Annotated in this window: 14 protein-coding genes; all 14 read left to right on the forward strand. The window is 43.7% G+C overall.

What is annotated here, in order from left to right:
• Positions 1 to 9 precede the first annotated feature (9 nt).
• On the forward strand, positions 10 to 825 hold the full coding sequence (locus G4D54_03400) for a class II fructose-bisphosphate aldolase (protein QJA01535.1): 816 nt from the start codon (positions 10 to 12) through the stop codon (positions 823 to 825).
• Between the two features lie 42 nt (positions 826 to 867).
• Positions 868 to 2,838, forward strand: a complete 1,971-nt coding sequence (locus G4D54_03405) for a PTS transporter subunit EIIA (protein ID QJA01536.1) — start codon at positions 868 to 870, stop codon at positions 2,836 to 2,838.
• Positions 2,839 to 2,968: 130 nt separating this feature from the next.
• On the forward strand, positions 2,969 to 3,214 hold the full coding sequence (locus tag G4D54_03410) for a MerR family transcriptional regulator (GenBank protein ID QJA01537.1): 246 nt from the start codon (positions 2,969 to 2,971) through the stop codon (positions 3,212 to 3,214).
• 15 nt (positions 3,215 to 3,229) lie between these two features.
• Positions 3,230 to 3,778, forward strand: coding sequence for a hypothetical protein (locus tag G4D54_03415; protein ID QJA01538.1), 549 nt, complete (start codon positions 3,230 to 3,232; stop codon positions 3,776 to 3,778).
• Positions 3,775 to 4,818, forward strand: a complete 1,044-nt coding sequence (locus G4D54_03420; GenBank protein QJA01539.1) for a BtrH N-terminal domain-containing protein — start codon at positions 3,775 to 3,777, stop codon at positions 4,816 to 4,818. Before G4D54_03415 ends, G4D54_03420 begins: the two co-directional genes overlap by 4 nt.
• Before the next feature lie 158 nt (positions 4,819 to 4,976).
• The gene (locus G4D54_03425; GenBank protein ID QJA01540.1) at positions 4,977 to 5,447 is read left to right on the forward strand and encodes a PTS fructose transporter subunit IIA; all 471 of its coding nucleotides are present in this window, start codon (positions 4,977 to 4,979) and stop codon (positions 5,445 to 5,447) included.
• Positions 5,448 to 5,619: 172 nt separating this feature from the next.
• Positions 5,620 to 6,780, forward strand: a complete 1,161-nt coding sequence (locus G4D54_03430; GenBank protein QJA01541.1) for an iron-containing alcohol dehydrogenase — start codon at positions 5,620 to 5,622, stop codon at positions 6,778 to 6,780.
• 803 nt (positions 6,781 to 7,583) lie between these two features.
• Positions 7,584 to 9,557: a PRD domain-containing protein gene (locus tag G4D54_03435; protein QJA01542.1), complete on the forward strand. Its 1,974-nt coding sequence runs from the start codon at positions 7,584 to 7,586 to the stop codon at positions 9,555 to 9,557.
• Positions 9,558 to 9,561: 4 nt separating this feature from the next.
• On the forward strand, positions 9,562 to 10,002 hold the full coding sequence (locus G4D54_03440; GenBank protein QJA01543.1) for a PTS transporter subunit EIIA: 441 nt from the start codon (positions 9,562 to 9,564) through the stop codon (positions 10,000 to 10,002).
• A 37-nt stretch (positions 10,003 to 10,039) separates the two neighbouring features.
• A complete protein-coding gene (locus G4D54_03445; GenBank protein QJA01544.1) occupies positions 10,040 to 10,327 on the forward strand; it encodes a PTS sugar transporter subunit IIB in 288 nt (95 codons plus the stop codon).
• A 31-nt stretch (positions 10,328 to 10,358) separates the two neighbouring features.
• Positions 10,359 to 11,642 carry a PTS sugar transporter subunit IIC gene (locus G4D54_03450; protein QJA01545.1) on the forward strand — a complete coding sequence of 428 codons (1,284 nt, stop codon included), beginning with the start codon at positions 10,359 to 10,361 and terminating at the stop codon, positions 11,640 to 11,642.
• A 10-nt stretch (positions 11,643 to 11,652) separates the two neighbouring features.
• The gene (locus tag G4D54_03455) at positions 11,653 to 12,030 is read left to right on the forward strand and encodes a hypothetical protein (GenBank protein QJA01546.1); all 378 of its coding nucleotides are present in this window, start codon (positions 11,653 to 11,655) and stop codon (positions 12,028 to 12,030) included.
• A gap of 39 nt (positions 12,031 to 12,069) precedes the next feature.
• A complete protein-coding gene (locus G4D54_03460; GenBank protein ID QJA01547.1) occupies positions 12,070 to 12,906 on the forward strand; it encodes a class II fructose-bisphosphate aldolase in 837 nt (278 codons plus the stop codon).
• A gap of 82 nt (positions 12,907 to 12,988) precedes the next feature.
• Positions 12,989 to 13,591 carry an ATP-binding protein gene (locus tag G4D54_03465; protein ID QJA01548.1) on the forward strand — a complete coding sequence of 201 codons (603 nt, stop codon included), beginning with the start codon at positions 12,989 to 12,991 and terminating at the stop codon, positions 13,589 to 13,591.
• Positions 13,592 to 14,110 lie beyond the last annotated feature (519 nt).

Genomic DNA, 14,110 nt, shown 5'->3' on the forward strand with positions numbered 1-14,110 from the left:
GAATAGAAAATGCTTGTACCAATGAGGGATTTGCTGGATAAGGCGACGATAGAGGGCTATGGTGTGGTGGCACCAAATGTTATCAACGAATGCACCGCCCGCGTATGTATAGAGGCGGCAGAGGAACTGCATGCACCGCTGATATTGGATGTAGGCTATGTGTTCCATCCGGATCTGGTTTTTCTGGGTCGCATGCTGGAAGAAATGGCTGTTCGATCATCGGTGCCTATAGCTGTTAATCTTGATCATGGCGCAACCTATGAACAGGTCATGTGGGCATTGCGTGCCGGATTTACATCTGTTATGATAGATCGCAGTACTGCATCCTTTGAGGTGAATGTACGTGATACTGCTGAAATTGTTAAAGCTGCACACGCTGTACAGGTCAGTGTGGAGGCAGAACTGGGGCATGTGGGAGATGGCTTCTCCTATGGACGTGAGGCTTGTCTGTATACGGATCCATTGCAGGCCGTTGAATTTGTAAAGCAGACAAGTGTTGATTGTCTGGCGATTTCTGTAGGAACTGCACATGGTGTCTATGCGGGAAAGCCGCAGCTTGATTTTAAGCGTATCCGTGAAATTCGGCAGGCTGTCGATATACCGCTGGTCCTGCATGGCGGCAGTGGAAGCGGCGATGCAAACCTGCAGAAAGCAATACAGTGCGGTATTTCCAAAATCAATATCGGTACCGATAATTTTACAGCTGCTATTAAAGCGGGCGGGCAGGCAGGTGAACCTCATATGGTCTACCATCGTATGCAGCAGGGGTTTAAGGATATGGTTAAGCATTATATGCATATTTTTCATCAGGAGGGGAAAGCATAGAAAGGGGACAGTCTGTCCCCTTTTGTAAAAGGAGGTATACCTATGCTGAGCAGAAGGCAGAAAGATATCCTGCAGCAGCTGGAGCGCGCAGATGATTTTATCAGTATACGCACCCTGTGTGAAACCTGTTCCCTGTCTGAAAAGACGATGCTTTCAGAACTAACAGTTATTGAAACCATCCTTCAGGAACAGGAAATCGGTGTGTTAATTCGCAAACGAGGTAGCGGAGTGTCTCTGCAGCTGCAAAAGAATAAACGCAGGCAATACGAAATGCTGCTGCATACCCGGCAGGACCAGGAGGAGGCATTCATTGTAAGGAGTCTGTTCTTTCATAATGCAGACCACGTATGGAGTGAAAAGCGTTTTTGTGAGGTTCTGCATGCGGGACGCCATGTTGTTCACGGCTACCTGCGTGAGCTTTCTGAGTTCTGCTGCAATTATAGCATAGTGATCCGCAATCGACAGAAATATGGCATTTTAGTAAAGGGAGATGAGTTTCATATCCGTGATTGTATCATTGCCCTGTTCATGAAACGAAGCGATTACCCGTTAGTAAAGGGGAAGGTTGGACAGATTCTGGATGAACAGCAGAGCAAGCAGTTTCAAGAGCTGTTTCAGGGATTTTTGTATCATCCGCTTGAAACCTGTGTATTGGAGCTGGAAAAGGACTGTCATGTATATCTGGATCATATCAGTCGATTAAATGTTTTCCTGCATCTTTGCATGTGTATTCTGCGTGTCCAGCAGAAGGCTTTTGTGGACATGCGGCAGGAGCAGCTGGATATGCTGCATAAAAAGCAGCGAAACAATCGACTTTTAAAGGTCTTTGAAACAATGGAAGTAATCTATCATATTCCTTTGCCGGAGCAGGAAAAATGCTATATTCAGCTGTATCTTGATATTTACGGTCTGGTAGATGATAGTATGTTTGATGTGGCACGTGAGGATTTGGAGCATACCGAGCATTTTCATACCTTTGTAGACCAGTTTCTGGATATATTAAATGGCATTTTAAGTATCAGCATAGATCGTGAGGAAGAATTGATGGAGGGACTGCTCACACATCTTGCAGGAACGATAATACGTTTGAAAAACGGTGTTCGGATTCATAATCCGCTGCTTCATGAGGTTCGCAACAGCTTTTCCTCCATATATCAGGCTACCTGGGCAACCAGCATTTTATTTGACCAGTATTATAGCGTGACGATTACAGAGGATGAAATTGCATACATAGCTTTATATCTTGGTGTCGTTAGAGAAAAGACAGACTACGATTTGCATGTCTGCCTCCTTGTAAAGCGCTATGACAATGTGATTCGTATTTTGCGGGAGCAGATTCAGAAGCTGCATCATGCCATAAGGATTGATGATATTATGACGGAACAGGAATATCAGAGCAGGAAGCAGCATCGAAGATGGGATTTGGTGATTGCCACGATTGATTTTCATGATGATTTTCCTCAAATTCATGTAAATGAAATTTTAAAGGAGGAGGATTGCCTGTACATTCGCTCCATTGTAAATCATATATTGGACAAGAAGATTCTGCATGGTGAAAACAATCTGCCACATGCAGATAGCATGTTTGATGAGAATCTGATTTTTCTTGAACAGTCTGTGGAAAGCAAGGAGGAGCTTTTGAAGCAGATTTGTGAAAAATTGCTGAAGGCTGGTTATGTAAAGGAGCAGTTTTTCTCTTCTGTCATGCAGAGGGAACGTGAAATATCGACAGAGATTGGATCAGGTGTTGCCATTCCACACGGAAATGCGCAATATGTTAACGATACAGTGATCGTGTATGCCGGACTGCAAAAAACCATTCCATGGGGACGTGATGAGTCAGTTCAGCATGTGTTTCTGCCGGTGATATCCGTAAGCAATAAAAATGAGGTTGAACGCTCCATCAAGAATTTTTACCGCAGGCTGATTGCTTTGATTGAGCATGGGGAAATCAGAAAGCTGCTGGATATGCGCTATGCCTCAGAGGTAATTGCACATTTTGAAGACATATAAACAGTATACACTTTCAACAAAAAGGAATCGTATACTGTTTTTCAATATCAATTCGCGAAATATGCTATTATCTACTTGACACTCCTGTGCACAGGAACGTTTACAATAAAGCAGAGGGAGGTGAAGCATTATGTACACCATCAGCCAGTTTTCCAAATTGTGCGGTTTAACAGTAAAAGCATTGCGGTATTATGACACGGAGGGACTGCTGAAGCCATCCTTTCGAAAAGCGGAAAATCAGTACCGTTATTACAATGATGAGGATTTAAAAACGGCACAGATGATTCAGTATCTGCGCTCCCTTGAATTTACCATCATGGAGATAAAGGATATTCTGGATAATAACGAAGGTGAGGACCTTTCCTATATTCTTTAGGAAAAAATCAGCCGGATGGAGGCTAATATACAGAAAGAAAGGGAGCTGATTCAGCGAATGCGGGAGCATAGCTTTGCACAGGGTGAGGAATATGTGGAAAATACATATGCGATTGATACGGCTACCGTTGCAGGACAACTGATCGCATCCATTCGCTTTACAGGCAGATACCGGGATCTGGATACGCACATTCCGTTGCTTTACAAAGCTGTAAAAGGAAATGCGAGCGGTAAACATTTTAATCTGTATCACGATGAGGAATGTAAGGAAGCTGCCGATATTGAATTATGCATCCCCGTGAAAAAGGAGATACACCATCCCTCGCTAACCTGCAGATATCTTGAGAAGCTGCATGCTCTGCATACAACACATCATGGAGGCTATGACACACTCTGGATTGCCTATAAGGCTTTGTTTGCCTATGCAAATGACCAAGGAATTCGCATTCTGACACCATCCAGAGAGGATTACGTGAAGGGACCGGGAATGCTGTTTCGCGGTAACCCGGATGCCTATGTAACGGAAATCTATTTGCCCTTTGCAAGAGAGGAGCACCGTAGATGAAAAATACAGTGGAGAATTTCGTCCCGCAGGGAGGGAAGCACTGCATTACCAATTCCCTGAAACAAATCTTTACGTATTACGGATATCCGATGTCAGAGGAGTTAATGTTTGGGCTGGCCTCGGGATTATCTTTTCTCTATCTGAATCAGGCAGCCTCTCCCATGATCAACGGACGTACCAAGGTATTCGAATTTGAAAAAAAGCTGGCAGACAGATTACAGATTACCATTCACTGCAGAGCCGGTAAGAATTATGAGAGAATATTTCAGACAACAAAGCAAATGATTGATGCCGGCGAGCCTGTTCTGGTTTATGTGGATATGCCATTTCTTCCCTATCTCGGCCTGGATGCGAAAAGCCATTTTGGCGGACATGCCGTTGTGCTGTTTGGCTACGATGATGAGCAGCGGAAATTTCTCGTCAGTGACAGGGATCAGCAGGATGCTCCCATACAAACGCCCAACGGACTGCTTGCTAAGGACTATCACATGGTGGATTATGAGGATATCAAGCGGGCCCGCTGCAGCAGCTTTCGTCCGTTTCCTGCAAAGAATAAGTATCTGACCTTTGATTTTCAGGGATATCGCACAGTGGATAAACAAATCTTGCGGGAAGCGATTCTGGATACCTGTGACTGCATGCTGCATCCACCGGCTCAGCTGTTGGGTGTTTCCGGTATACTGAAATTCTCCAGAGAAATCAATAAGTGGAAAGCATTTCATGCAGAAAAGCTGAAGCTGGCAGGAATAACAAACTATTTTCAAATCAATGAGAGAGGCGGAACCGGAGGGGGAATTTTTCGCAGAATGTATGGTGATTTTCTGAAGGAAGCTGCTGGTATATGGCAGGATACGCGTTTATTTGAGCTGGGAGAACAGTTTATTGCGGTATCCTTTTTATGGGATGCTGTTGCAGAGCTGCTGTGGAAGCTGTCGCAAACCAAAGATATACGACTGCTGGAAATGATTTCACAGCGTGTGCTGGTGATTTATGAGCGGGAAAGCTCCTTGTATCATGCGCTTTATGCACTTGCCGCTTAGAGGAAGAGGAGGTAATACAGCAGACGAAAGAATAAATCGGAAGATTTCCACGGTACTTCATTCGTGAGAAAAAAGGAAACATTTACCAATGTATATAGCCATGCTGTCTGCTTTCCTGTAAAATATAGCTGAATAGATGCAGACAGGAATTCGTATCGATGGCTGCACAGGTGGAGGAAATGAACATGAATCTGATTACGGAGCAACATATCATATTGGATATGGAAGGCAATACCCAAAAGGAAATTCTGCATGCACTTGCAGAAATTGCATTTCGTGAGGGAAAGGTGAGTGATGCAGATACCTTCTTTCAGGAGCTGTGCAAGCGGGAACAGGAATGCACAACCGGCTTTGGAAAAGGAATTGCCATCCCGCATGCCCGTCATGCCTGTATAAAGGAAGCAGGAATTCTGTTCGTCAGAATGAAACATAAAATAGAGTGGAAATCCATAGATGAAAAGCCGGTGGAAGCAGCTGTCTGCCTGCTTGCCCCGGATGATAAACATGACTTTCACCTCAAGGCATTGTCAAAGCTTGCCCGCAGACTGATGCATGAGGATTTTGTTGACATATTAAAAACGGCAGAGAAACAGCAGATCTTAAGTGAAATTATAGATACGGTATCCTGAAGGATAAATGTGACATCACATGGAAGCTTCCACATGGTATGAATTTCCCGGGAAATATATGTACAAAGACCGTTTTGAGATTTGTCTGTTTTTCATAGGACAAACACTTAAAAACAGACATGTTCAAGTTGCTGTGAACGTTGTATAATAAAAGCAAGGAGGGTTTTTGATTATGGAAAACTTTATTTACTCAATTCCCACAGAAATTTATTTTGGTAAGGGGCAGATAGCCAATATCGGCAGAATCGTTTCCGGCTATGGTAGGAAGGCATTGCTGGTTTATGGTGGCGGCAGTATCAAGCGCAACGGTATTTATGATGATGTTGTAAAAATTTTCAAAGAGAACGGCATCGCATGGTGCGAGCTGTCCGGCGTGGAGCCGAATCCGAGAATTACAACGGTGCGCGAGGGTGTGAAGCTGTGCCGTGAGGAAGGTGTTGAAGTTTTAGTACCGATTGGTGGCGGTAGTACCATTGACTGCGCCAAGGTGATTGCTGGTGCTGTCAGCTATGACGGCGATGCATGGGATATCGTTTTAAATCCTGCAAAGGTAGTTAGTGTGCTTCCAATCGTAACAGTTTTGACCCTGTCGGCAACCGGTAGTGAAATGGATACCTTTGCCGTTATCAGTAATCTGGAAACCAATGATAAAATCGGAACGGGGCATGAGGATATGCGGCCGAAGGCATCAATTCTGGACCCAAGCTATACCTGCAGTGTATCCGCATACCAGACTGCGGCAGGTACGGCGGATATTATGAGTCATATCTTCGAATGCTATTTCTCCAATGTACAGGGCTATATGCAGGATCGCATGGCGGAAGGACTGTTAAAGACATGCATTGAATTCGGTGTACGTGCAGTACAAAATCCTGAGGATTATGAAGCGCGGGCAAACCTGATGTGGACCAGTAGCTGGGCAATCAACAATTTCATTAAGCTGGGAAAAACGGTGGAATGGACGGTGCATCCGATGGAGCATCAGCTTTCTGCATATTATGACATCACACATGGTGTGGGGCTGGCTATTTTAACGCCGCACTGGATGGAATACGTGCTGAATGAGGAAACTGTGGAAAAATTTAAAGACTATGGTGTTAATGTATGGGGCATTGACAGGGAAAAGGATCCGTTTGAAATTGCGCATGAAGCCATCAAAAAGACGAAAGACTATTTTGTTGCTATGGGAATTCCGACAACGATGCGTGAAGTGGGAATTAAAGATGAAACAAACTTTGATGTCATGGCGGAAAAAGCTGCAGCGGATTTGAAGGGAGCTTATGTAGAGCTTACGAAAGAGGATGTAAAAAACATCTACCGCGCCGCATTATAAGTATTTTATAAGGAAGCCAAGGCTGCTTTCATACGCAATATAGAGAAAGCCTGTAATACATAAGGTTCTTTCTCGATTGTGGGTAAACTTAACATAGGGAGACTTCCATACGATTGTAGTTCACAATAGTATGAAAGTCTCCCTTTTGCAAACACTCTAACGTTAGAAAGAACCATGCATAAGCAGGGTTTTTTTCATATGAATCAGTGAGTGAACAATATGCTGGATAAGACTATACAGTTTCTGATGAAAGGTTTCTAAGCAATAACATGATGAGTTTCAAAATAGAACTTCAAGCTTATATAAGGACGCTTACGAAAGGAAGCCTATCTGCCGATAGATGGTGAAAAGGAATACTCGCAGCGTTCGTTGAAATGGCAGGCTATAGCACTTCCTGTACAGGGAGTGATGTGTGATAGCATACGCATATAATGGAATTTCAGTATTTGCTGTTATTTTGGAAAGTAAGAAACCAGTAAACAGAAGCTACATCATTCACTCTTTCCATATAAAAAAAGAGTTGCAGGGCTTTGTAGGATAGCGAAACATTCTGCAGGTCTTGACAGGAGAAACTGAAAGATTGATGAAAAGAAAAAGAAGAGAAGGTATTCATTTTGTCAGGAGTTGTGATGGAACGGATATCATTTTTTTTCGTTTTGTGTCACTATGAATCTGCTTGGTCTATTATAGGAAAGCGATTAGGAAAAGATTTCCTGTTTTTGCCGCAGATAGTGGAAAATGATAGCCTATCAATCCCCCCAATGCTCTTTTATAATAAGACCATAAGCAAGGAGGGAACAGTATTGGAACTATATAACAAACGTATGATTCAGATTCTGGAACTGCTGACACAAAACCGAAAGGTATTGAGCAGCGACCAAATTGCTTTATCGATCGGCGTGTCATCAAGAACGATTCGAAACGATATAAAGGAATTGAACGGCATCCTTCATGCTCATGGTGCAACCATTCTTTCCGAAGCAGGCAGTGGATATTATCTGAATACGGAACAACCAGAGGCTTTCACAGAGCTCATGGATCAATTGCATGCCGAGGAAGAAAAGGATGCGGATACGATTATCCCCAGTGATCCCAGAGACAGGGCAGCCTATATCATGCAGCATCTGTTAAAAAACACGTTGCGCAATGAAGAAATTATTGATCCCAACGATTTGGCGGATGAGGTGTTTGTCAGTATGTCCACGCTGAAAAAGGATATCCGGCAGATTGATAAAATGCTGGAGCGCTTTTCCTTAAAGGTCGGTATCAGCACAAAGAAAGGTGTGCATATCATCGGAAGTGAAGCCAATATCCGTTATTGCATATCGGAATTTATTTTCAAGCACAACGATGCGCGTGCATCCAGAGAAACGGGATTTTTTGATGATATCGTTAGTGAAGAGCTCTTTTCCCAGCTGCATGAAATCCTTCTGGAAACCATGAAAAAGTATGATATGCGTCTTACGGATATCGCATTCAAGAACCTGATCGTACATATTGTCATTATCTTAAAGCGCTCCTTTCATGAACGGCGTGTGGATTATGAAGAAGCGGAAATCCGTCAGCTGGAAAGTCATATGGAGTTTGCGGCGGCAAAGGAGGTTCTGGCTGTTATTTATCATAAACTGCACATTGATATCACCGATGAGGTGTACTATCTGACGCAGCATTTGATATCCAGTAAGAAGTTTCTTACCACAAACTTTACGGATGAAAATGAGGAGTATGAATTTAAGAAGGAAATTCAGGCAATTCTGTATCGAATCAGGGAGGATACCAATGTTGATCTTTCGGATGATACGCAATTGATCAATGGTTTGGCAGTTCACCTCAGTGTTGCAGTTCAGCGGCTTCGATTCCATATGAATATACGCAACGACTTTCTGGACTATATGAAAAACAATTATCCCTTTGCATTCGAGCTGGCAGTCAAGGCGAGTGAAATCGTGGAGCATGTTTTCTCCATTAAGACAAATGAAAATGAAATTGGTCTTCTTGCGATTCATTTCGGTGCAGCACTGGAGCGGAAGGGCCTGAATGAAAAGCAGAAAATCTTTGAAGCTGTCATCGTATGTGCCTCCGGAATGGCAACCGCAATGCTGATGAAGGAAAGAGTGAAACAGTTTTTCCAGAACCGGATTCATATTGTGAAAACCTGCCCGCTGTATGAGGTAACACAGGCACTGATTGACAGTGTAGACCTCGTACTGACAAGTGTGCCGGTGGAGACATTCCATAGTGAAAAAATCCTGCAGACACAATTATTGCTGGATGACCGGGATGTCCGCAATATTGAAACCTTCATGACGCATCACCATGAGGACAGCGGATATTTCAAGGAAATCTTTCGGGAGGATCTGTATTTCACAAATCTGAAGCTGAAAACAAGAGATGAGGTACTGCATTATATTACCGATGCTATGATCGAAAAGGGGTATATGAAGGAGGAAAACAAACAATCCGTATTCAAACGGGAGGCTATGGCGACGACTGAGCTGGGCAGTATGGTTGCCATGCCGCATTCCCTGGAAAATGATATGCTGGAGGCCAGTGTATCCGTAACGATTCTGGATAAACCGATCGTCTGGGATCAGGAAAAGGTACAGGTTGTCCTGCTGTTAAATATACCGAAGAGCAAATACGGCATGTGGGAAGATGTCTTCAAAACACTGTATAAATATCTGATACGTGATTTTGGTGTTCGCAGGCTTGCCAAGGGCTGCACCTATGAAGAGTTTATACGGGATTTGGAATATCAGAGGCAGGGAAAGGAATGAGGTTATGAAGGGAATTGAATTAAGTGAGAAAAATGTAAGGCTGCATGTAAGTGCAAGGGACTGGGAGGAAGCAGTCCGCATCGGCGGCAGGATTCTGGTGGAAAACGGAACCGCAAAGGAAAGCTATGTGGAGGGTATTGTAAATTCAATCAAAGAATACGGACCGTATGTTGTCATATCAAAGGGATTCGCCATTCCGCATACAAGAGCAGAGGATGGTTCTCTGGGTATCGGGTTTTCTCTGATTACACTCAGGGAACCGGTTTACTTCGACCCCAAGGATGATCCGGTTGAGGTCATGATCTGTTTTACCGCAATTGATTCCCAGACACATCTGGACATATTGAAAATGATTGTGACCTTTGTGGAAAAGGGGTATGTGGAGAAAATCGCAAAGCTGGATACGATCGATGAGCTCAACGCCCTGTTACAGAATGAAGAATAAGGTAGAAACGGCAACCCCGTGAAGATTGGAGGAAAATATGAAAATTTTAATGGTATGCGGTAACGGTCTGGGAAGCAGCTTTGCCTGTCAGATGACAGTGGAAACCGTGCTTCAGGAGCTTGGTGTCAGTGCCTCGCTGGATCATTGTGATCTATCCAGTGTGAAGGGAATGAAGGCGGATCTGATTCTTTCGGGTAATAATTTTGAGAGCCAGTTCGCAAATCTGGAGCTGACGACACCGACCATCTTTTTGAACCGTCTGGTGGACAAAAATGAAATCAGGGAAAAGCTTGTACCATTCCTGAAGGAACAGGGCAAACTTTAAATTTTAAAAACAAGAGAGGAAGGGAACTACTATGCAAATTGTAAATTTTATCATTGACAACATTCTGACACAGGCACCGATCACCATCGCATTGATTGCGATGCTGGGATTGCTGCTGCAGAAAAAACCAACCGGACAGGTGATCTCGGGAACCTTTAAAACACTGCTGGGCTTCATGGTGTTATCAGCTGGTTCCAATGTCATTGTACAGGCACTTACGTATTTTGGGGCAATCTTTACCGAAGGCTTTGGCATGCAGGGGCTGGTACCCTCCATCGAAGCGATTAACGGACAGGCAATGGGGGAGCTTGGTCTGGGAAGTGAAATCGCACTAACACTGGGGGCAATCTTCATCTTCAATATTATCATTGCGCGCTTTACAAAATGGAAATATATCTTTCTGACAGGACAGGCACTGCTCTGGATGTCAACGATCTGCGCTGTCTTTGGATACTGGTGCGGACTGCGCGGGGTAACGCTAATTCTTGTTGGTGGACTGATTGGTGGAATCTTCGCTGTTGCCATGCCTGCGATTGCACAGCCTTATGTTAGAAAAATTACCGGCAACGATGATATCGCACTCGGGCATTTCTGTACTGTAGGCTATGTATTAACTGCATGGGTAGGTAAGCTGACCGGTGGTAAGAAATCAGTTTCCACAGAGGAGCTGCAGCTGCCAAAGGGTCTGGAATTTTTACAGGATACCTACTTGTCTATCGGTATCGTCATGATTCCGCTGTTTCTGGTAACGGCTTTCTTTGCGGGACCTGAGTTCTGTGCGGATTATGCAGGGGCAACAAATTATCTGGTACACGCCTTCCTGCAGGCAGTTCAATTTGTTGTAGGCGTATATGTATTGCTAGCCGGTGTCCGTCTGTTACTGGCAGAAATCGTTCCTGCGTTCCGTGGTATTGCTATGAAGCTGGTTCCGGATGCAAAGCCTGCACTGGACTGCCCGGTCTTGTTCCCATATGCACCTAACGCAGTTATTATCGGCTTTGTAAGTACGACGATCGGTTCTGTTATCGGCATGTTTCTCTTTCCGATGTTCGGTCTTCCGATGATCCTTCCGGGAATGATGACCAACTTCTTTGCCGGAGGCTGTGCCGGAATCTTCGGAAATGCGATGGGAGGTACCAGAGGTTGCATTATCTCCGGCATCATTCACGGCTTGTTTATCACACTCCTGCCTGCAATCCTGTCACCGATGCTGGCAGATATCGGATTCCTGAATGCAACCTGTACAGATGTGGATACCATCGTATGCGGGCTGCTGTATGGCTGGCTGTTAAAACCGGTTCTCGGCTTGTTCTAGGAGCTTGTATATGTTCTTTAAACGCAAAGAAAAGAAAGAGGAGCCTGTACAGGAAGAGGTACAGGATACTGGTGAGCTGCTGGCAAACGCACAACGAGCTGTTGCAGAGCTTAAGGATAAGAGTGGAGAGGAACGCATTGCGGCATTAAACGAAATAGGAATCCTGTATGCGGAAGCAAAACAGACTGATGAAGCTATCACATATCTGGAAATGAGTCTTTCGGAAAAGAAGGATCTGGGGAAGGGATATCGTACACTGCTGAATCTGTATAATACCAAACGAAGAGAGGCCGCAAAGGCAAAGGATGATGAACAGATTCAGTATTATCTTCGTAAGATTGATGAAATGATGGCGATTTCCAAGGAAGTCACGAGAGCCAGCTTTTAAAACCGGAAACGATATAATAAAAACAAGGAGGAGCTTGGAATGTATAAGAATCTGATAGAAATGTTTAGGGAAAATGAAGGAAAGGGAGCTGTGGGAGCCTTCAATCTGCACTGCTTTGAAATGCTGCCGGCACTGATTGCGGCTGCACAGGAATTGGGAACACCCATCATTATTCAGACGTCTCTGGGGACTGCGGAATATATCGGATTTGAGGCACTGATTGCGGCTGTCAAAGCATTGGCACAGAAAGCGGATATCAATGTATGTCTGCATATGGATCACTGCAAATCCATAGAAGCGTTAAAAAAAGCAATAGATCTAGGGTATTCCAGTGTTATGTATGACGGCAGTGATCTGCCACTGGAGGAGAATATCAAAAACACACAGGAGGTCGTTGCCTACGCCCATGAGCGCAATGTATCTGTGGAAGGGGAAATCGGAAGCATTGGAGGAGCAGAGGATGGTATTGTGGTGGAAAAAAGCGATGCCGCCTACACTAAGCCTACGGATGCAATCCGTTTTGTAAAGGAAACGAACGTGGATGCTTTGGCAGTCGCAATCGGAACTACTCATGGACAGTATAAATCCAAAGCAAACATAAATTATGAGCTGCTGGAAACCTTACAGGATAAGCTGCCGGATGTCGGACTTGTGCTGCATGGCGGTACCGGTGTCAGTGATGAGGATATGAAGCGATGTGCAAAGGGTATGAAGAAAATCAATGTCGGCACGGAATTAAATAAATCTTATATTGAAGAAGTGAATGCCAGCTTCCCGGATGCAACACCGTTAACATCTTTACGAAAGCTGTTTACGCCGGCAAACGATCATATCAAACGTATCATCACAGAAAAATCCACATTATTTAAGATATAGCCAAATGCCAGCGGAACGGTGGGCATTTGTATAACAGAATCAGATAACACCTGATGAAAACAAACAAAGGAGAAGCTGTAAAGTGAAAAAGACACTCGTATTGCTGGCAGGCTATCCGGGCACCGGAAAATCCTATCTGATGCGTCAGATTCAGGAAGCATATCCAACATTTCAAATCCTTTCCCCGGATGAATATAAAGAAGAAATGTGGGATCGTTACGGTTTTGATACGATGGAGGAAAAAGAAGCCGATATACAAAAGGCTTGGCTAGCATATTACAAGGATATGAAGGATATGATGCAGATGGATATACCCATTCTGAGCGATTATCCTTTCAGTGATAAACAAAAAAGCAGACTGGAACAATTGGCAGCCACACACGCCTATCAGATTGTGACCATACGGCTTGTGGCAGATTTAGACATCTTGTATGAACGCCAAAGAGCACGTGATCTGGATGATACACGCCACCCGGGACATATTGCCGGCAGCTTTCACAAGGGAGATATACTTCAGAGCAGGGATGAGCAGCCCTGTATGGTTGGTTATGAGGAATTCATGAACCGGTGTAAGAACCGTGGGTATGGAACCTTTGCATTGGGTACGGTGCTAGAGCTTGATGTTACCGATTTCAGCCGTGCGGATTATCCTGCCCTCATGCAGAAGCTGAAAAGAATATTATGATAAGTCAGTAACTCAGAAAAGCGGTATTTTACATATAAGCGACTAGCTGCTATATTCTTCTGATATACGAAATTAGATAATAGAAATCAAGCCTAAATTTCAGAAAATATTACTTCATTATCAGCAGATCACTTGTCTGCGACAAAAAGATGGAATCATCCATTTTTTTGAGAAATATGTATAATATAAATCGGCTATCTTTGAAAGATAGTGTTGTTCTTGCACATACCGTAAATGATTTTAGCTAGTTTAGCGGTACATGCAACCTTGGCGGCTTTTGAATTTAACGGGTTCAATTGCTGCCTTTTCTTTTGATAAAACTGATTGATGGGAACATGTTTTATACTCTTTTCGGTGAAAAAGAAAACTATCAGAATCATATAAAATGGTTGCTGTATTAAAAAATGTTTGATAGACAAGAAAATTGAAAAATGAATGAATTTACGAAGATGACAAACGCTTACTGCCTTGTCATCTTTCTTTAAATAACCATGGACATCATTTTTTGCTTCAAATGCC

Origin of the sequence: [Clostridium] innocuum, from assembly GCA_012317185.1 — a bacterium.
Taxonomy (GTDB): domain Bacteria; phylum Bacillota_I; class Bacilli_A; order Erysipelotrichales; family Erysipelotrichaceae; genus Clostridium_AQ; species Clostridium_AQ innocuum.